18 protein-coding genes are annotated in these 17,279 nt (G+C 68.1%); 2 read left to right on the forward strand and 16 right to left on the reverse strand.

Annotated elements, in window-relative coordinates; all coding sequences use genetic code 11:
* Positions 1 to 72: 72 nt before the first annotated feature.
* The 10 genes from ACS5PK_RS17490 to purE all read right to left on the reverse strand — a co-directional run bounded on the left by ACS5PK_RS17490 (position 73) and on the right by purE (position 10,526).
* Complete coding sequence (locus ACS5PK_RS17490; protein WP_439441542.1) at positions 73 to 2,178, reverse strand: putative bifunctional diguanylate cyclase/phosphodiesterase; 2,106 nt, start codon at positions 2,176 to 2,178, stop codon at positions 73 to 75.
* A complete protein-coding gene (locus ACS5PK_RS17495; protein ID WP_439441543.1) occupies positions 2,178 to 3,173 on the reverse strand; it encodes a uracil-DNA glycosylase in 996 nt (331 codons plus the stop codon). The genes ACS5PK_RS17490 and ACS5PK_RS17495 overlap by 1 nt, the downstream gene beginning before the upstream one ends.
* A 58-nt stretch (positions 3,174 to 3,231) precedes the next feature.
* Entirely contained in the window at positions 3,232 to 3,690 is a 459-nt protein-coding gene (gene rimI, locus ACS5PK_RS17500) for a ribosomal protein S18-alanine N-acetyltransferase (protein ID WP_439441544.1), read from the reverse strand.
* Between the two features lie 103 nt (positions 3,691 to 3,793).
* Positions 3,794 to 4,516, reverse strand: a complete 723-nt coding sequence (gene tsaB / locus ACS5PK_RS17505; protein WP_439441545.1) for a tRNA (adenosine(37)-N6)-threonylcarbamoyltransferase complex dimerization subunit type 1 TsaB — start codon at positions 4,514 to 4,516, stop codon at positions 3,794 to 3,796.
* Positions 4,517 to 4,607: 91 nt separating this feature from the next.
* The gene (locus tag ACS5PK_RS17510; protein WP_439441546.1) at positions 4,608 to 5,282 is read right to left on the reverse strand and encodes an OmpW/AlkL family protein; all 675 of its coding nucleotides are present in this window, start codon (positions 5,280 to 5,282) and stop codon (positions 4,608 to 4,610) included.
* Positions 5,283 to 5,307: 25 nt separating this feature from the next.
* A complete protein-coding gene (locus tag ACS5PK_RS17515; RefSeq protein ID WP_439441547.1) occupies positions 5,308 to 6,666 on the reverse strand; it encodes an alpha/beta hydrolase family protein in 1,359 nt (452 codons plus the stop codon).
* A gap of 216 nt (positions 6,667 to 6,882) precedes the next feature.
* Positions 6,883 to 7,860 carry an SGNH/GDSL hydrolase family protein gene (locus tag ACS5PK_RS17520; protein ID WP_439441548.1) on the reverse strand — a complete coding sequence of 326 codons (978 nt, stop codon included), beginning with the start codon at positions 7,858 to 7,860 and terminating at the stop codon, positions 6,883 to 6,885.
* A gap of 20 nt (positions 7,861 to 7,880) precedes the next feature.
* Positions 7,881 to 8,870, reverse strand: coding sequence for an L-threonylcarbamoyladenylate synthase (locus ACS5PK_RS17525; protein ID WP_439441549.1), 990 nt, complete (start codon positions 8,868 to 8,870; stop codon positions 7,881 to 7,883).
* Between the two features lie 25 nt (positions 8,871 to 8,895).
* Positions 8,896 to 10,062 (reverse strand): 5-(carboxyamino)imidazole ribonucleotide synthase, encoded by a 1,167-nt coding sequence (locus ACS5PK_RS17530; RefSeq protein ID WP_439441550.1) that lies wholly within the window; start codon positions 10,060 to 10,062, stop codon positions 8,896 to 8,898.
* Positions 10,062 to 10,526, reverse strand: a complete 465-nt coding sequence (gene purE / locus ACS5PK_RS17535) for a 5-(carboxyamino)imidazole ribonucleotide mutase (RefSeq protein ID WP_439441667.1) — start codon at positions 10,524 to 10,526, stop codon at positions 10,062 to 10,064. Before purE ends, ACS5PK_RS17530 begins: the two co-directional genes overlap by 1 nt.
* A 141-nt stretch (positions 10,527 to 10,667) precedes the next feature.
* Here purE and ACS5PK_RS17540 point away from each other — a divergent pair, with 141 nt between their 5' ends.
* Positions 10,668 to 11,630 (forward strand): tetratricopeptide repeat protein, encoded by a 963-nt coding sequence (locus ACS5PK_RS17540; protein ID WP_439441551.1) that lies wholly within the window; start codon positions 10,668 to 10,670, stop codon positions 11,628 to 11,630.
* 81 nt (positions 11,631 to 11,711) lie between these two features.
* Here the strand turns inward: ACS5PK_RS17540 and lipA are convergent, their stop codons facing one another.
* Together lipA and lipB are read right to left on the reverse strand one after the other, a co-directional pair.
* A complete protein-coding gene (lipA, locus tag ACS5PK_RS17545) occupies positions 11,712 to 12,701 on the reverse strand; it encodes a lipoyl synthase (RefSeq protein WP_439441552.1) in 990 nt (329 codons plus the stop codon).
* A gap of 45 nt (positions 12,702 to 12,746) precedes the next feature.
* The gene (gene lipB / locus ACS5PK_RS17550) at positions 12,747 to 13,415 is read right to left on the reverse strand and encodes a lipoyl(octanoyl) transferase LipB (protein WP_439441553.1); all 669 of its coding nucleotides are present in this window, start codon (positions 13,413 to 13,415) and stop codon (positions 12,747 to 12,749) included.
* Between the two features lie 93 nt (positions 13,416 to 13,508).
* On the opposite strand from lipB, the gene ACS5PK_RS17555 reads away from it, so the two are divergent.
* Complete coding sequence (locus ACS5PK_RS17555; RefSeq protein ID WP_439441554.1) at positions 13,509 to 14,183, forward strand: tetratricopeptide repeat protein; 675 nt, start codon at positions 13,509 to 13,511, stop codon at positions 14,181 to 14,183.
* A gap of 3 nt (positions 14,184 to 14,186) precedes the next feature.
* Here the strand turns inward: ACS5PK_RS17555 and ACS5PK_RS17560 are convergent, their stop codons facing one another.
* From ACS5PK_RS17560 to ACS5PK_RS17575, 4 genes are all read right to left on the reverse strand, one after another.
* Positions 14,187 to 14,465, reverse strand: a complete 279-nt coding sequence (locus ACS5PK_RS17560) for a DUF493 family protein (protein ID WP_183105421.1) — start codon at positions 14,463 to 14,465, stop codon at positions 14,187 to 14,189.
* A gap of 38 nt (positions 14,466 to 14,503) precedes the next feature.
* Entirely contained in the window at positions 14,504 to 15,379 is an 876-nt protein-coding gene (locus ACS5PK_RS17565) for a D-amino acid aminotransferase (protein WP_439441555.1), read from the reverse strand.
* Between the two features lie 87 nt (positions 15,380 to 15,466).
* The gene (locus tag ACS5PK_RS17570) at positions 15,467 to 16,615 is read right to left on the reverse strand and encodes a D-alanyl-D-alanine carboxypeptidase family protein (protein WP_439441556.1); all 1,149 of its coding nucleotides are present in this window, start codon (positions 16,613 to 16,615) and stop codon (positions 15,467 to 15,469) included.
* Positions 16,616 to 16,660: 45 nt separating this feature from the next.
* The gene (locus ACS5PK_RS17575; RefSeq protein WP_439441557.1) at positions 16,661 to 17,278 is read right to left on the reverse strand and encodes an alpha/beta hydrolase; all 618 of its coding nucleotides are present in this window, start codon (positions 17,276 to 17,278) and stop codon (positions 16,661 to 16,663) included.
* Position 17,279: the final 1 nt, after the last annotated feature.

The following is a 17,279-nucleotide window of genomic DNA, read 5'->3' on the forward strand; positions in this document are numbered from 1 at the left end:
CCCAGGGCTTCGCAAGGAGGCCTCAGCCCCACCGCCCTCTACGCAGAGTGCCGGACTGCTGGGCGAAGGTGCTCAGCGCGGCGGCTGACGCGTGGCCAGCCAGCGCTCGAAATCGGCTGCAGGCATGGGCGGCCCGATCAGCTCGCCCTGCAGGCTGTGGCAGCCCCATTCACCCAGCAGGCGCGCCTGCTGAGGGTCCCTCACCCCCTCGGCGCTCACCTGCAACCCCAGGCCCAGGCCCATTTGCACGATGGCCCGCGTGATGGCCTCGGCCTTGCGGTCGCCGGGCAGGCCGGCCACGAAGCTCTGGTCGATCTTGAGCTTGTCCACCGGCAGGCGGCCAAGATGGGACAGGGAGGTGTAGCCCGTGCCGAAATCGTCGACGGAGATGCTCAGGCCCAGTGCGCGCAGTGCCTGCAGGAGCGCCGGCACACGCTCGATGTCGTCCATCAGCATGCGTTCCGTGAGTTCGAGCTCCAGCCAAGTCCCAGGCACGCCCGCATCCTGCAACACCAGGGCCACGACACGATCGAAGTCCTCCAGACGGAACTGCATGCTGCTGAGATTGACCGCGATGGGCACGACGGCGACGGCGCGTTCATGCCAGTCCCGGCTCTGGCGCGCGGCCTCCCGCATCACCCACTCGCTGAGGGGCAGCATCAGGCGATGGCGTTCGGCGACATCGATGAAGGCATCGGGTGTCAGCAGGCCGCGCTGCGGATGACGCCAGCGCAGCAGGGCCTCGGCCCCGCGCAGCTGGCCACTGCGCGCGTCAACCTGCGGCTGGTAGAAGAGCTGGAATTCGTCGCGGGTCAGGGCCAGGGCCAGTTCCGCTTCCAGCACCAGATCGGCGTAGGCACGCTCGGCGAGCTCAGGCTCGAAGAAGCGGTAGTTGGCGCGGCCACTGGCCTTGGCCAGATACATGGCAGCATCCGCATGCTGGATCAATTCCTCGGCGCTGACCCCGTGCTCGGGATACATGGCAACGCCGATGGAGGGCGTCACCGAGAGGTCGCGCCCATCCGCCTGCACGGGCACCTCCACCACCGCCAGCAGGGCAGACAGCACCGCCTGCACGTCGGCACGGCTGTGCACATCGGACAGCAGCACAACGAATTCATCGCCCCCGAAACGACCGACCAGATCCGTGCTGCGCAAGCAGGCGCTGACACGGTCGGCCACCGTGCCCAAAACCTTGTCCCCCTCCAGATGGCCCAGGGAATCGTTGACGCGCTTGAAGTTGTCCAGGTCGATGAAGAGCAGGGCCAGTTGGCGCGGAGGCACATGCGCCTCGCCCAGCCGTGCCTGCATGCGCTCCATGAAGGCGGCGCGGTTCAGGAGCTGGGTCAGGGGATCGTGGTGAGCCAGGTGATGGATGCGGGCCTGGGTGGCCAGTTGCTCGCGGATGTCGCGGATGATGGTCATGCGCAGGCGCTCGCCCTGCCGCTCCAGCGTGCGAACGATGAATTCCACCGGGATGCGCTCGCCACTGCGGTGCAGGATGGCCGATTCGTAGCGCAGCTCCTGGCCGGCCAACATCACGCTGTTGACCTTGGGCCGCATGTCGGGCGCCACGAAGTTCAGCGCCGGCTGGCCCACCAGCTCATCCAGCCGATAGCCCACCAGTTCGCACAACGGCGGATTGGCATCGGTGATGATGCCGCCCTTGTGGAACAGGATGCCCTCCACCGTGGCTTGCATGAATTTGTCCAGGCGCTCCTCGGACTCGCGCAGGGCAGCCTCGGCGCTGCGGCGCTCGCTGATGTCGTTGATCAGCACAAAGGCCCCGATGACCGGACTTCCCGCCCCCTGCCCTGGAGCGAACTGCGGCAGGAGATTGACTTCCAGCCAATGCGGACGCCCGTCCGGCCCTTGCATCTGGCGCTCGTAGCGCACGGCCTCGCCGCGCAGCATCACCTGGTCGACATGGGGTTGGATCTGGCGTGCGGCCTCTTCACCGATGAGTTCGGCAAAGGTCCGGCCCAGCACCGAGCGGGTGGTGTGCCCGAAGGTGCGCGCGTAGGCGAGGTTGGCGAAGCGGCAATGAAAGGTACGGGCCTCGTAAAGTGCCATCAGGACAGGCACGTTGTCCGCCAGCAGGCGCAGCATCTGCGCCTCCTCACGGGCGCCTTGCAGGGCGTGTTGCAGCGCATCCAGCGCCGTGTCGCCCTCGGCCATCAGCCTTCTCCCGCTTCGCCCAGCCGCCGCTGGTAGACCGCGCGGGCCAGGCACAGGTCCTCCCAGGCACGGGCCTTGTCAGGCAGGTTGCGCAGGAGATAGGCCGGGTGATAGCTGACTACAACGGGGATGCCCTGGTAGTCATGCACCTGGCCGCGCAGCCGGCCTATGGCCTCGCTGCGCTGCAGAAGGGTCTGCACGGCAAAACGCCCCAGGGCCAGGATGATGCGGGGCTTCACCAGCTCGATCTGGCGTTGCAGATAGGGCAGACACTGGGCCAGTTCAGCCGGTTCCGGATTGCGGTTGCGCGGCGGCCGGCACTTCAGGGTGTTGGCAATGAAAACCTGTTGGGCGGCCTCAGCGCTGCCACGCCCCAGGCCCAGAGCGCGAAGCATGTTGTCCAGCAGCTTGCCCGCCTGGCCGACGAAGGGCTCGCCCTGCCGGTCCTCCTGCTCGCCAGGAGCCTCGCCCACGATCATCCAATGCGCCTGCTCGTGCCCGACGCCAAAGACGGTCTGCTGCCGCCCCTCACAAAGCCCGCAGGCGCGGCAGGACGCAACGCTGTCATGCAGCTGCGCCCAGTCCATGGCCTGAATGGCCTGCACCCGCTCCCCATGCGCTGCCAGCAGAGCCGCTGGCAGCAGGGCTTGCACGGCGCTGGCAGCGGGCGGCTCCGCTGCCATGGACGATGGCCGCAAGGGCTGCCGGACAGGCACCACAGGCACGGGCGCAGCGCCGTCCAAGGCCTCAGTGAGGGCCGCAGGCGGCGCACTGGGAGCCTGCTGCGCGAGGGCCGTCGCAGGGCGCGCCTGCACGGCAAGCGGCGCGCTCACGCCGGACCGCATGGCGGCAGGGGCGCCGGACCGAGCGCCCGTCTGAGCTTCAGTCGGCCCCTCCGAGGCGCCATCGGCCGACCCGCTCAGCCCAGGCAGCGGCGTCCAGACCTTGAGGCCCATGGCCTCCAGCATCGCGCGTTGGCGAGCATCCCAGCTCATGGGGTCATCCTCCCGGCGCGGGGAGCGGGATCCGCAGCCAGGTGGCAGTCCCGGGTGATCATGGCCTGTCCTCCGTGGCCAAGGGCTGGGCCGGCAGTTGCAGGCTCATCAGCACGGCATCCTCGCGCTGGCCCTGCGCCGCGGGGTAGTAGGCGCGACGCTGTCCGACCTCGGTGAAACCGTAGTGGCGATACAGCCGGCGTGCCCGCTCATTGCTCTGCCGCACTTCCAGCCAGAGCTGCAGGCAGCCGGACTGTCGGCATAAGCGGCACAGAGCATCCAGCATGGTCCTGGCATGGCCACGACCTTGCGCGGCAGGGGCCACGCTGATGTTCAGCAGGTGCATTTCATCCACCCCCTGCAGGGCCAGGAAGTAGCCCACGGCAGCATGCCCGTCATCCAGCAGCCAGGCTTCGTAACCGGCGACGAGGGAGTCGATGAAGTTGCCGTGGCTCCAGGGAAATTCATAGACCTGGTTCTCGATGGCCAGCACGGCCTCGATGTCTTGGACCTGCATGCGGCGCAGCCGGGCTGACGGGGACGGGGACGGGGCCAGACAGGCGCTCACGAGCCAGCCTCCACGGCCCGGCCTTGTCGAACAGGCGAAGCAGTCGCGCGCCTCATGCCACCCCCTTGGCGGCCAGGCGCTCGGCGGTGGTCTGGGCGACCTTGTCGCGCACATAGACAGGCATGGCTTCGGCTGCGTCGACGGCTCGCCCTGCCGCCCACGCCTGCCGGGCCAGGGAACTCAGCGCGGCCGACCGCGAGCGGGCCTGCGAGGACTGCGCCACTCCTGGGGGCAATGCCGGCAACAGCTCCTGGGCAAAGACACTCAAGGCGTTGCCAACGACGGACTGGGGCACCAGCGCCCCCAAGGCTTCGATCACCGCCATCAGGCCATACAGGGCGGGCGGGCGCAGCGTCTCCCAGTGGTCACCCTGCCATTGGTAGGCGGCCGCGTAGATCTCGTTCATCCGGGCATCCATCAGCACCCAGCAAGGGCCGGACAGGCCTGCGCCCCCTTGCTGAAGACGAAAGTCCTCGGCCACCAGCATCAGGCTGTCCAGGGGGAGGACTGGCTTGGCGGCCCCGAAGGCCAGGCCCTGGGCCACGGCGCAGGCCGTGCGCAAGCCCGTGAAGGCGCCGGGGCCGGCCGCAAAGGCAATCGCGTCCAGCTGTGCCAGGCCGATGCCGGCTTGCGCCAGCAGGGCCATGGCCTGCGGCACCATCTGCTCGCTGGCGCGAGCGCCGCCCTCGCCCTCATGAGCCAGCAGTTCGGTCTCACGGCTCAAGGCCACGACCAAGGTTTCGGTGGAACTATCCAGAGCCAGCAGAAAAGACATGGGTGCAGTGTAGCGGCCCACCTCTCCCGAAGCGGGCCGCCTCCCCCATCGTCAGGGGATGGGCGCCGGGGCGCCGGGGTTCAAAGCCCCATCAGAAGCTGTAGCCCAGCGACAGGCTGTAGACCGTGGGGCGGAAGTTGATCCGAGTGCTGCGCGTGATGTCACCTTCACGGGTCTGGGTGACGGCGGTCATGTCGCTCTTGACGTCGGCGCGGGCCACGGTGGCGACCAGGGACCAGTGCTTGTCATACTGGACCACCAGGCCCACATGCCCCGCCAGACCCCAGGAGTCCGACAGCTTGATGCTGGTCGGTCCACCGGAAGCAGCGTCGCCTGAGGGCGTGCTGCGGGTCTTGGTGAAACGGGTGTAGTTGAGCCCCAAGCCCACAAAGGGCTGGACACGCTGCCACAGGTTCACGAAATGGTAGTTGGCGAACACCGTGGGCGGCATCTGCTCGACCACTGAAATCTGACCGAATGCCTGGATGAAGCCGGCGCCATAGACCTTGTGCGAAGGCGGCAGGCCCAGGGCCAGTTCGGCGCTCCACTCGGGCGAGTAGCGGTAGGTGTAGCCAAAGCCCAGGGTGTCCGCCGAGCCGATGCGCAGCAGAGCGCCGGGCGCAGGAATGGCCGGACCGCCGGTCAGGGGCGGCATGGTGGCATTGACGTCGATATGCGCGCCGCCCAAGTAGACGGTGTGCTGGGCCTGGGCGCCCGCTGCAACAAGGGCCAGCAGGCCGGCACACAGGATGTGGTTTGCTTTCATGTCTTGATGCTCCTGGATGTCGTCTTCAGAGGCCGGCCGCCAGCACTTGCTGGAAGAAGCCGCGCGCCAAGGCATTGCAGAACGGCGGCACGAGCGCACCGTGGTACTGCGCCTGCACTGAGGAGCCCGCTGCTGCCTTGGCCTGCTGGAAGCCGTAGTACACGGTCTGTCCGGCCACGCCAGCAGGCAGGGTGCTGAGGTTTTCCAGGTCGTAGGCACCCATCAGCGGCATGCCCCGTGCTTTCAGATCGGCGGCCGCGACGCTGGTGTTGAGGTCATAGAACACCGTGGGGTCAGCCTTGCCACCGCACAGGGCGATGGGGCGCCGGGTGCTCACGCCCAGCAAGGTGTTGGTCTGCAGCGCCTTGCGGAAGTTGGAGCTGGCATAGCTGCTCTTGAAGCTGTCCTTGAGCAGGCCTCCCGTGCCGAAGAGCTTGGTGAAGGTGGGGTCGGCAGGCAGCTTGCCGGCGGCCATCAGGTCGGCGATGGGGGTGTCGGTGGGCAGCAGGGTCTCGGCTACGGCATCGAAAGGCGCCTGGTAGGCCTCGCTGGGCGAGCCGTAGATGTTGCCGTAGGACTTCTGGTAGCTGGTCAGCTGCAGCACGGAGAACAGCGTGGCCCCGGCATTGGGCTGGACATTGACCACGGCGTCGCCGAAGCCAACCAGGTTGTAGGGGCCGGACATCGGGGCCGAGGCGGTGACCTTGAACTCGCTGCCGTAGTCGCGCTCGATGATCTTGTGCGTGGCCAAGGCCACATGGCCGCCTTGCGAGTAGCCGGAGATCAGCAGCTTGTCGGAGGGCTTGGTGCTGCTTTCTGCCTTCAGGTGGGCCATGCCTGCGCGCAGGCCATCCACCATGTCCACCGCCTGGGCTTCGGCGTTCAGGTAGGGGTGGTAGCCCAGGCTGGAGCGCTCATAGCCCAGGTAGTTGGGAGCGATCACGATGAAGCCCTGCGCCGCGTACATGGCCATCATCAGCGAGGCCTCACGGTTGTTGGTGACGTCGGCCAGGTTGTAGCTCCTCTGGGTCGCCGTGCCGTGCGCATACAGCAGCACGGGGCGGCTGCCCGTGCAGGCAGCATCGCTGCCGGTGGGCACCAGAACGCCCGCGGAAGCCGTGGCCGGCTGGCCGTGGGGGTCGCGGGTCATGTAGTAGACGTAGCGTACATCGACCTCGCACTTGGCCTTGCCCGACAGGGGCTGCAGACCGCTGGCAGCCGTGCCGGCGTCGATCTGGGCCTGAGAGGCATGGCCTGCCAGCGTGCCGTAGATGATGGCTCCACGCGCTGCGGGCGGGTCATCGCGGCTCTCGCTGGTGCCACCACCACAGGCGGACAGGGCTGCAACGCTGATCGCCAGCATCGCCAGGTTGAACTTGCTCATCGTGCGTACCTCTGCAGTCGGCATGGATTGGGGACTCGGAACAAAAACGAACGATCGTTCGCTTTTAATGTCGAGCACTATAGGCTGGCCGGATCATGACTCTAAGAAGTAAAAACCCCGACACCGTTGCCGGTGCCGGGGTGAAATCAGCGAACTTGAGGACGCTTCGCGCGCGAGCCTGGACCTGTCATCCCATCGCTGGCCCGCACGCCTCCATTACAGAGGATTGCGCACGACGCGGGACACCGCCAGATTGCCCAGGGCCGAGTGGCCCGCGGGGCCGAAGTGACGGTCGTCCGCCCACAGATAGGTCGCGACCGAAGCCCCGCCGATCAGCGTGCTGGTCGAGCAGTTGGGCAAGCTCACCCCGCCCTGGCAGGCCGGCGTCATGATGTCCGTCAGGCCGTACTGACCGGGATACTTGGTCAGGGAGGTCGACAGATCGTCTCCCAGCACCAGCGCCCCCAGGCGGCCGTCATTGAGCGCGCCCAGGGCACGGTAGAGCTCCGTGTTGAAGGCGTTGGTCAAGGCCGTCAGGAATTGGGCACGGTTGAGCCCTTCGCGCACCGGCGGACGGTTGTTGCGCTCCTGGAAGGCGAAGGGCGTGGCCCCGACGTCAGGCAGGGACACCACCAGCGTGCGCCCCCCCGTGCGCATCATGCGCACGGTCAGCTCACCCAGTTGGCGTCCGGCATCCCCTGCCGCGTTCATCAGGTCGGCCTCGGACTGCGCCGGGTACTGCGCGTACAGGCCCAGGATGTCATTGGTGCCGACGAACAGGGTCACCAGCGTGTGTTCGGTCAGCACGTCGCTGGCCAGATAACGGTCCAGTTGCGCACGGACATCGTCGACCTTGGCGCCGACCGTGGCCATGATTCGCCCCTGCGGTGCGGCCAGGTTGCTGGGATTGCATTGCGGAAACACCATGCCATAGCGATTGGCCAGGGCCTGGATCCACAGGGCATTGCTGGCGCAGTCCACCGTATTGCTGATGGCGTTGATGGCATTGACGCTGTACTTGCGGCCGTCTGCCGTCAGCGCGCTGGTTTCATCGCCAAAGGCAACCAGGCGGGTTGGCGCGAAGGCCTCGATGGGCTCGCTGCCCCCCCCGCAGCCGGCCAGGGCTGCGGCTGCCACCAGGCCCATCAGCAGGGCTCGGGCGCTGCCTCGTGCAGCTTGCTTCAAACTCTTCATGAACGCTCCATCACGGAAAATCACTCGCCAGCCCCGGTGGCGAAAGCCGCCGCCGCACGCGACAGGCGGTCGCGCACGCCATCCCAGGATGCATCCAGGGGGGGCTCCTCCACCCAGATCTCGCGCACCCCGGCCTCGTCCAGCTCACGCAGCACCGCGAACAGCTCGTGGGCGGCGGCACGCGCATCGTCAGGCATGGGGCGCCAGACCTCGGGTGACCGGGCCGGCATGGTGCGGGAATATACCGCCACACTCTTAGGCACTTCTTTAGCCAGGGCCGAATCGATGGCCCGCTGGCCCAGCAGACGCACCACTGCACTCGGCGCGTAATGGGCAGCCAGCGTGCCTGAGGCGCGCGGCGCCGCTGCGTCGCGCGCGCGCAGGGGCTCGCCCAGCACCGCCTCGATGTGGGCTGGCGTCAGCACGCCGGGGCGCAGCAACACGGGATGCTCCCGGCTGCAGTCGATGATGCTGGACTCAATGCCCACCTCGCAGTCACCGCCGTCCAGGATGATCAGGGACTCATCGAATTCGCTGCGCACATGGGCAGCATGGGTGGGACTCACACGGCCGAAGCGGTTGGCGCTGGGGGCGGCCACGCCGCGCACGCCCAGGCGCAGTGCCTCGCGCAGCAGGGCCTGGGCGACCGGATGAGCCGGGCAGCGCAGGCCCACGGTGTCCTGGCCGCCGGCGGCGGCTGTGGCCATGCCTTGGGCGCGCGGCACGATGACGGTCAGCGGGCCAGGCCAGAAGGCCTGCATCAGCTTGCGCGCCGATTCGGGCAGGCGGGCAGCAAAGGGCTCGGCCGCGGCGACATCCGGCACGTGCACGATCAGCGGATGATCCGCCGGCCGCCCCTTGGCGGCGAAGATCTGCGCAACGGCCGCGTCGTCGTCAGCCCGCGCGCCGAGGCCATAGACGGTCTCGGTCGGCAGAGCCACCAAGGCCCCCCGGGCCAGGGCCTCAGCGGCCTGGCGCACGGCAGCGGGATCAGCTCCGTTCAACAGCATGGCTTCAGCTCCAGCACGTGCAGGCTCACCACTGGTCCGGCAGGCCCAGCAAGCGGGCGGCAGCACGGGCGGCCGATTCTGCCGCCTCAGGCGTCGCTGCAGTGATGTTCAGATGGCCCATCTTGCGGCCCGGGCGGGCGCTCTGCTTGCCGTAGAGGTGCAGATGCGTGCCCGGCAGCGCCAGCACCTCGCCCCAGGGCGGGGTGCGCTCGGTGCCGGCGGCGTCGAACCAGAGGTCGCCCAGCAGGTTCAGCATCACCGTCGGCGAATGCAGGCGCGGCGGGCGCAGCGGCAGGCCGGCCATGGCGCGGACCTGCATCTCGAATTGCGAGACATCGCAGGCGTTCATCGTGTAGTGGCCGGAGTTGTGCGGGCGCGGGGCCATCTCGTTGACTACCAGGGAGCCGTCCTGCAGCAGGAAGAACTCCACGCACAGCACGCCCACATAGCCCATCTCGGCCGCGATGCGCGAGGCCGACTCGACGGCCTGCTGCTGCAGTTGCGGTGACACGGACGGCGCCGGCACCTGGGTGACGGCCAGGATGCCGTCGCGGTGCAGGTTCTGCTGCACGGGGAAGTGCACGATCTGGCCGTCATCGCCACGCACCACGATGCAGGACAGCTCCAGCTGCAAAGGCAGCATCTGTTCCAGCACGCAGGGCACGCCCTTCAAGGCGCGGAAGGCTTCGGCCAGCTCCTGCGCTGTCTTGACGCGCACCTGGCCCTTGCCGTCATAGCCCATGCGGGCGGTCTTGAGGATGCCGGGCAGGAGACTGCCGGGCACCGCGGCCAGGTCCGACTCGCTGCGAATCACGGCATAGGGCGCACAGGCCACGCCGCTGCGCTGGAAATGGGCCTTCTCGTCGGCACGGTCCTGGCAGATGGCCACGCAGTCGCCGGCCGGGGCAACAAAACGCTGCTGCGCCAGGCGGCGCAGGGCATCGGCGGGCACGTTCTCGAATTCGGTGCTGATGGCGTCGCTGGCGGCCGCCAGGCGGGCCAGCGCGGCCTCGTCCAGGTAGTCGGCCTGGACGTGCTCGTGGGCCACCAGGCCGGCCGGGCTCTCCGGGTCCGGGTCCAGCACCACGGTGCGATAACCCAGGGCCTGGGCGGCGTGCACGAACATGCGGCCCAGCTGGCCGCCGCCCATCACGCCCAGGGTGGCCGTGCCGGCTTCCAGACGCTTGGCCATCAGATCAGGTCCTTGCTCATGCCGCGAGCGTGCTCGGTCTGGCGCTGGCGGTAGGCGGCCAGCTTCTCGCGCAAGGCCGTGTCATCCTGGGCCAGCATGGCCACGGCGAACAGCGCGGCATTGCCGGCGCCGGCCGTGCCAATGGCGAATGTGGCCACGGGAATGCCCTTGGGCATCTGGACGATGGAATGCAGCGAGTCCACACCCTGCAGATGACGGCTGGCCACCGGCACGCCCAGCACGGGCACGAGGGTCTTGGCCGCCAGCATGCCCGGCAGATGGGCCGCACCGCCGGCACCGGCGATGATGGCGCGCAAGCCGCGGGCCTGGGCCTGCTCGGCATAGGCGAACATATCGTCCGGCATACGGTGGGCGGAGACCACCTGCGCCTCGAAGGGCACACCGAACTCGGAGAGAATGTCTGCGGCGTGCTTCATGGTCTCCCAGTCGCTGCTGGATCCCATCACCACGCCGATCAGGGGAGAGGCGCTGCTCACGGCTCGCTCCATAGGCTGGAAAACCTTGAATTGTAGGCGGCGCGCCCCATCTGCCGCCGGACGGCCGGGCCATCAGGCGCGGACTTCCGGCAAGAACACACCCACACCATGATCGACATCACTCTTCAGAACTTCGAGACCGAGCTGCTCCAAGCCTCCCTGCAACAGCCGGTGCTGCTGGACATCTGGGCCCCCTGGTGCGGCCCGTGCAAGAGCCTGGGGCCCATCCTCGAACGCCTGGAGGCTGATTACGGCGGTCGCTTCCTGCTGGCCAAGCTCAACAGCGACGAGCAGCCCGAAATCGCCAGCCAGCTGAGCCAGGCCTTCGGCGTGCGCAGCATCCCCTTCTGCGTGATGTTCGTGGGCGGCCAGCCGGTGGACGGTTTCGTGGGTGCGATTCCTGAATCGCAGATCCGCGAGTTCCTGGCCAAGCATGTGCCCGATGCAGGGGAACTGGAGGCCGAACAGGATCTGGCCGAGGGTGAAAACCTGCTGGATGACGGTGACGCCGACGCCGCCCTGGCCAAGTTCATCGCCGCACTGGAAGCCGACCCCGCCAACGAGGCCGCCCGCTTCGACCTGGTCAAGGCCCTGCTGGAAACCGGCCGCGTGGGCGAGGCCCGGGCGGCCTTCGAGCCAGTGGCCGCGCAGGCCGCCGACACCATCACCCCGCACGCACGCTTCGCCGCCCTGGCCCTGTGGCTGCAGGCCGCCGAGGCCGCGCAGCGCGGCCTGGATGCCGGCGCCCTGCAGGCCGCAATCGCCGCCAACAAGCGCGACTTCGACGCTCGCTACGCCCTCGTGCAACTGCACTTCGCAGCCGGCCGCTTCACCGAGGCCATGGAGGAGCTGCTGGAAATCATCATGCGAGACAAGGCCTGGAACGGCGAGCTGGCCCGCAAGACCTACGTCGCCATCCTCGAGATCATGACCAAGCCGCAGCCCAAGGCCAGTGCCCCCGCCACCGGCGAGGCCAAGGGCGGCCTGCAGCTGGCCGGCCCCGCGACCGTGGCACCCGCGGATCCGCTGTTGGACCAGTACCGCCGCAAGCTGTCGATGGCGCTGTTCTGAGCGAGCACCCCCCAAGCAAAAGGCCCGCTGAAGTTAGCTTCAGCGGGCCTTTTGCCTGATGCGGTGAGATGCGGTGAGCCGTCAGGCGCTGCCTACACCGGCCTGCGCTGCCTGCTTGTCCGCGTGATAGCTGGAGCGCACCAGGGCGCCCACGGCAGCATGGGTGAAGCCCATCTTGTAGGCCTCGGCCTCGTACATCTTGAAGACGTCCGGGTGCACATAGCGGCGCACCGGCAGGTGGTGGCCGGACGGGGCCAGGTATTGCCCGATGGTGAGCATGTCGATGTTGTGGGCGCGCATGTCGCGCATCACCTGCAGCACTTCCTCGTCGGTCTCGCCCAGGCCCACCATGATGCCGCTCTTGGTCGGCACGCCGGGGACTTCTTCCTTGAAGCGCTTGAGCAGGTTGAGGCTGAACTCATAGTCCGAGCCAGGGCGCGCTTCCTTGTAGAGCCGCGGCGCGGTCTCGAGGTTGTGGTTCATCACGTCGGGCGGGGCGGCCTTGAGGATGTCCAGGGCGCGGTCCATGCGGCCGCGGAAGTCGGGCACCAGGACCTCGATCTGGGTCGAGGGGCTCAGCTCGCGGACCTTGCTGATGCAGGCTGCGAAATGGCCAGCGCCACCGTCGCGCAGGTCGTCGCGGTCCACGCTGGTGATCACCACATACTTGAGCTTCAGCGCGGCAATGGTCTTGGCCAGGTTCTCCGGCTCGTTGACATCCAGCGGGTCCGGGCGGCCGTGACCCACATCACAGAAGGGGCAGCGGCGGGTGCACTTGTCACCCATGATCATGAAGGTAGCCGTGCCGTGGCCGAAGCACTCGCCGATGTTCGGGCAGGACGCTTCCTCGCAGACCGTGTGCAGCTTGTGCTCGCGCAGGATCTGCTTGATCTCGTAGAAGCGGGTGCTGGGCGAGCCGGCCTTCACGCGGATCCAGTCCGGCTTCTTCAGCGTCTCGGCCGGCACGATCTTGATGGGGATGCGCGCGGTCTTGGCCTGGGCCTTCTGCTTGGCGCTGGCGTCGTAGTCTTCGCCGGTCTTGGCTTCGTGGGTGATGTTCTCGGTGGGCATGGCGCCTCGTCCTCTGGGCTGGCTCGCTGCAGGCTCAGTGCAGCTTCATGGCGTGAGCTGGGCAGCCAGCCGCTCGCCGAATCGCTGGGCCACGGTGGTCCAGTCGGAGAAAACCCGAAGTGTAGCGAGGTCCACCGTCTTCAGTCCTGCATAGCCGCAAGGGTTGATGCCATCGAAAGGGTGCAAATCCATGCCGACATTGAGCGCCACGCCGTGGTAGCTGCAGTGACGGCTGATCTTGATGCCCAGGGCCGCGATCTTGCCCAGGCCCTTGAACGGGTCCGTGGGATCGGCCGGGCCGGTGAGCGCGGCATGCGAGGACGGATCGTCCAGCCGCACGTAGATGCCCGGCGCGCCACTCACCCGGTGGCCGGTGATGCCGAAGGTCTCCAGCGTCTGGATCACCGCCGCTTCGAGGCGAAAGACGTACTCGCGCACATAAATGCCCAGCCTCTGCAGGTCCACCAGGGGATAGGCCACCACCTGGCCGGGGCCGTGGTAGGTCACCTGCCCGCCGCGGTTGGTCTGCACCACCGGGATGCCGGCCGGGTTGAGGACGTGGTCGGCCTTGCCGGCCAGGCCCTGGGTGTAGACGGGGTCGAATTCGCAGAGCCAGAGTTCGTCCGGCGTGTCAGGGCCGCGCTCGGCGGTGAAGGCCTGCATGGCGGCCAGGGTGGCCGCATAGTCGACGCGGCCCAGGGTCTTGATCAGCATGGACGAGATGGTAGCGCCGGCCCTGTAAGGCCCCACGCCCGCGCCACGACCGAGACTGCGCTACAAGCCGCAAAGTACCGAAGAAGGTCCGCCATGCCAAGACGCTCCGCCCTGCTCCTCCTGCTGCTCCCATTCTGGAGCGCCTCGGCCCTGTCACAGCCACCCCAGGCCGCCCCTGTGGACCGAGCCATCGCCGCCTATGCCGAAGGTCGGCTGCCCGAGGCCGCGAAGGCCTTCCAGCAGCTCGCGGCACGGGGCAACGCCCTCGCCCGCTACAACCTGGCGATGATGCATCTGCGCGATGAGCTGCCGCGCCCCAGCGTGCGCACTGCGCGGCAGTTGCTGGAGCAGGCCGCCGCCCAGGGATTCGTGCGTGCCGAGCTGGCGCTGGGCGAGCTGCACGAGCAGGGCCGGCTGGGGCGGGTGGACCTGGTCCTGGCCCAGCGCTGGTTCATGCGCGCGGCAGAGCACGGCAGCGTGGATGGCCAGCTCGCCGTGGGCACGGCCTTCTTCCTGGGCCGCGGCGCCCCCAGGGACATGGCCCAGGCTGCCCGCTGGTTCCGCGAGGCCGCCACCGGCGGCGACGTGGGCGCGCAGTACCTGCTGGCCTCGCTCTACGAACAGGGCGACGGCGTACCGCGCGACCTGCGCCTGGCGCGCTACTGGTACGACATGGCGGCCCGCAATGGCGACGAGGCCGCGCCCTTCAAGCTCAAGGAGCTCGATGCGCGCATAGAGTCCGAGCGGCAGTTGCAGGACGGCGCCTGAGCTTCAGAGCACCACCTTCACCATCGGGTGCGTGCTGAGCGTGCGGTAGAGCTCGTCCAGTTGCTCGCGGCTGGTGGCGGTGATGGTGATGGTCAGCCCCAGGTAGTTGCCGCTGCTGCTGGGGCGGCGCTCCACGGTACCAGCGTCGAAGTCCGGATCGAACTGCTGGGCCACCATCACGATGGCCTCGAAGAAGCCCTCGACATGCGCGCCCATCACCTTGATGGGGAACTTGGACGGGTATTCGATCAGGGACTGCTCGGGGGGAATCGTCGGCGCCATGCGCCCTCCTTCAAAAACTCAATCTCATGTACGGCCGATCAGACGGACTGCAAGGCCTTGGCCCGTTGATAGGCCTCGTGCAGCCGCGCATAGATGGGGCCCGGCTTGCCATGCAGGGCGCCGTGGCCCACGGGCTCGTGGTCCAGGCGCGTCACCGGCAGCACTTCCTTGGTGGCCGAACTCAGCAGGATCTCGTCCGCCGCGAAGACCTCGGCCTCTGCGATGGGCCGCAGGTTATAGCCGATGCCCAGCTCCTCGCACAACTCGTGCAGCAGGCCCATGCGCACGCCCTCCAGCAGCAGCTCCGAGCGCGGCGGGCCCAGCAGGGCGCCTTCCTTGACGATCCAGACATTGGAGGCCGAGGCTTCGGTCAGGAAACCGTCGCGGAAGAGGATGGTCTCCTGCGCGCCCTGGTCCGCGCTGATCTGGCGCGCCAGCACATTGCCCAGCAGCGAGGTGCTTTTGATGTCACCCCGCTCCCAGCGGAAGTCCCGCGCCGTGATGCAGGCCACGCCCTGGTGCCGCTGTTCGGCCGAAGGCCAGGCGGGCGGCATGCAGTAGCTGAAGACGGTGGGGCTGATGTCCGGCGGCATGACGTGGTCCCGCGGCGCCTCGCCCCGGGTGAGCTGCAGATACCACCACTGGTCGCCGCCACCGGCCTGGTCCACCAGGCGGCGACCCAGCTGCAGCCATTCCTGGCGGCTCATGGGATTGGCGATGCGCAGCCGGGCCAGGCTGCGGTCCAGGCGCTCCAGGTGGTCCTCGACGCGGAACATGCGCCCGCCATAGACCGGCACCAGCTCGTAGACCCCGTCCCCGAACAGGAACCCCCGGTCCAGGGGCGAGATGCGCGCCTCTGACAGGGGCAGCATCGCGCCGTTGAGGTAGCAGCTTCCTTGCGGCATCGGCTTCATCGCGGACTCCTTGCAGACAGGCCTGCGCCCGTGCAGCTTACGCCACAGCGCCCGGGCTGGGCAGTCTTGGCCCGCGCGAAGGCCGGCTTATTTGATCCAGAGTCGGATCGAGTCCCAGGCCCGGCCCAGGATGCCGGCCTGCGCCACGCTCTCCTGCACCACCAGCGGTACCTCGGCGACAGCGGTGCCGCCGGTGCTCGTCACCTTGATGGTGCCAACGCGCTGGCCCTTGCTGAGCGGCGCCACCAGCGGGTCGGTGCGCTCGACCTGGGTCTGCAGCTTGCCACCCTCGCCACGCGGCACGGCCACGAAGACCGGACCTTCGGCGCCCAGCTTGACCTCGGGCACGGCACCCTTCCAGACCTTGACGGTACTGGCCGCCTGGCCGGCGTCGAAGAGCTTGACGGCGTCATAGGCCGAATAGCCCCAGTTCAGCAGCTTCTGGCTCTCGTTGGCCCGCGCTTCCTTGGAGGCCGTGCCCATCACGACGCTCAGCAGGCGGCGCTTGCCATTGGGGAAGTCGCGCTGGGCGCTGGCCACCAGGCAGTAGCCGGCAGCGTCGGTGAAGCCGGTCTTCATGCCGTCGACGCTGGGGTCGCGGGTCAGCAGCAGATTGCGGTTGTGCTGGCGGATCTTGTTGAAGGTGTACTCGCGCTGCGAGTAGTAGGGGTAGTACTCGGGGAAGTCGCGGATGATGTGCGAGGCGATCACCGCGATGTCGCGCGCGCTGCTCTTGTGGCCGGCCTCGCTGAGGCCGGTGACGTTGCTGAAGCGCGTGTTCTTGAGTCCCCAGGCCTGGGCCTGGCGGTTCATCATCGCGACGAACTGGTCCAGCGTGCCGCCCACGCCTTCCGCCAGCGCCACCGAGGCGTCGTTGCCCGACTGAATGATCAGGCCGCGCAGCAGCTCGTCCACCTTGGGGCGCATGGTGGTGTCGATGAACATCAGCGAGGGATCGCCCTTGCGCTCGTCCCAGGCACGCTTGGAGACGCTCAGTTCCTGCTCCAGCGTCAGGCGCTTTTCCTTCAGCGCCTGGAAGGTCAGGTAGGCCGTCATCAGCTTGGTCAGAGACGCCGGGTCGTTGGGGACATCGGCCTCGCGCTCGGCCAGGATCTTGTTGGTGGTCATGTCCAGCAGCACATAGCTGCGGGCGGCGATCTCGGGGGCTTGCGGCGCCTGGGCCTGCGCGGACACGCAGGCCACGCCAGCCAGGGCCAGGGCAATCAGTCGTTTCATGGGGATGCGAATAAGGGAGAAGGACGTGCGGCGCGGCCCGGCGGTTCAATGCCAGCTGCGCAGCACCAGGTTCTTGAGCAGCGTGAGCTGCCCATGGAAGAAATGCCCCACGCCGGGCACGACAACGACGGGCAGGTGCTGCGGGCGGGCCCAGTCCAGCACCGAGCTCAGCGGCACGACGTCGTCCACCTCGCCGTGGATGACCAGGGAATCGGCTGGCACCGTCGCCATGTCAAAGCGCGAGGTCGCGGGGCCCACCAGCACCAGGCGTTCCGGCGCCGCCTCGCCCTCCAGGCGCTGCGCGGCGCGCGAGGCCACGTAGCCGCCGAAGGAGAAGCCGCCCAGCACCAGGGGCAGTCCCGGCTGGCGGAAATGCGCGACCACGGCCAGTGCATCGTCCACCTCGCCGCGCCCCTCGTCCCAGCCGCCACCGGACTGGCCGATGCCGCGGAAGTTGAAGCGCACCACCTGGTAGCCCAGCTGCACGAAGGCTCGGGCCAGGGTCTGGACCACCTTGTTGTCCATGGTGCCGCCCTGGGTGGGATTGGGATGGCAGATCACCGCCGTGCCGCGCGGAGCCTGCAGGTCCAGCAACTGGTCAACGGCGCATTCGATCGGGCCGGCCGGGCCGTCGATGAGGACTTTCCTGGTCTGGGAATTCATC

Origin of the sequence: Roseateles sp. DB2 (assembly GCF_051857535.1) — a bacterium.
Lineage (GTDB): Bacteria > Pseudomonadota > Gammaproteobacteria > Burkholderiales > Burkholderiaceae_C > Roseateles_B.

Excerpts from the sequence above, each read along its gene's own strand:
- ACS5PK_RS17510 (WP_439441546.1), bottom strand. The coding sequence starts at position 5,282 with ATGAAAGCAAACCACATCCTGTGTGCCGGCCTGCTGGCCCTTGTTGCA.
- rimI (WP_439441544.1), bottom strand. The coding sequence starts at position 3,690 with ATGCAGGTCCAAGACATCGAGGCCGTGCTGGCCATCGAGAACCAGGTC.
- lipB (WP_439441553.1), bottom strand. The coding sequence starts at position 13,415 with ATGCTGATCAAGACCCTGGGCCGCGTCGACTATGCGGCCACCCTGGCC.
- ACS5PK_RS17495 (WP_439441543.1), bottom strand. The coding sequence starts at position 3,173 with ATGAGCTGGGATGCTCGCCAACGCGCGATGCTGGAGGCCATGGGCCTC.
- purE (WP_439441667.1), bottom strand. The coding sequence starts at position 10,526 with ATGGGATCCAGCAGCGACTGGGAGACCATGAAGCACGCCGCAGACATT.
- lipA (WP_439441552.1), bottom strand. The coding sequence starts at position 12,701 with ATGCCCACCGAGAACATCACCCACGAAGCCAAGACCGGCGAAGACTAC.
- ACS5PK_RS17570 (WP_439441556.1), bottom strand. The coding sequence starts at position 16,615 with ATGAAACGACTGATTGCCCTGGCCCTGGCTGGCGTGGCCTGCGTGTCC.
- ACS5PK_RS17565 (WP_439441555.1), bottom strand. The coding sequence starts at position 15,379 with ATGAAGCCGATGCCGCAAGGAAGCTGCTACCTCAACGGCGCGATGCTG.
- ACS5PK_RS17555 (WP_439441554.1), top strand. The coding sequence starts at position 13,509 with ATGCCAAGACGCTCCGCCCTGCTCCTCCTGCTGCTCCCATTCTGGAGC.
- ACS5PK_RS17525 (WP_439441549.1), bottom strand. The coding sequence starts at position 8,870 with ATGCTGTTGAACGGAGCTGATCCCGCTGCCGTGCGCCAGGCCGCTGAG.
- ACS5PK_RS17540 (WP_439441551.1), top strand. The coding sequence starts at position 10,668 with ATGATCGACATCACTCTTCAGAACTTCGAGACCGAGCTGCTCCAAGCC.
- tsaB (WP_439441545.1), bottom strand. The coding sequence starts at position 4,516 with ATGTCTTTTCTGCTGGCTCTGGATAGTTCCACCGAAACCTTGGTCGTG.
- ACS5PK_RS17490 (WP_439441542.1), bottom strand. The coding sequence starts at position 2,178 with ATGGCCGAGGGCGACACGGCGCTGGATGCGCTGCAACACGCCCTGCAA.
- ACS5PK_RS17515 (WP_439441547.1), bottom strand. The coding sequence starts at position 6,666 with ATGAGCAAGTTCAACCTGGCGATGCTGGCGATCAGCGTTGCAGCCCTG.
- ACS5PK_RS17520 (WP_439441548.1), bottom strand. The coding sequence starts at position 7,860 with ATGAAGAGTTTGAAGCAAGCTGCACGAGGCAGCGCCCGAGCCCTGCTG.
- ACS5PK_RS17560 (WP_183105421.1), bottom strand. The coding sequence starts at position 14,465 with ATGGCGCCGACGATTCCCCCCGAGCAGTCCCTGATCGAATACCCGTCC.
- ACS5PK_RS17575 (WP_439441557.1), bottom strand. The coding sequence starts at position 17,278 with ATGAATTCCCAGACCAGGAAAGTCCTCATCGACGGCCCGGCCGGCCCG.
- ACS5PK_RS17530 (WP_439441550.1), bottom strand. The coding sequence starts at position 10,062 with ATGGCCAAGCGTCTGGAAGCCGGCACGGCCACCCTGGGCGTGATGGGC.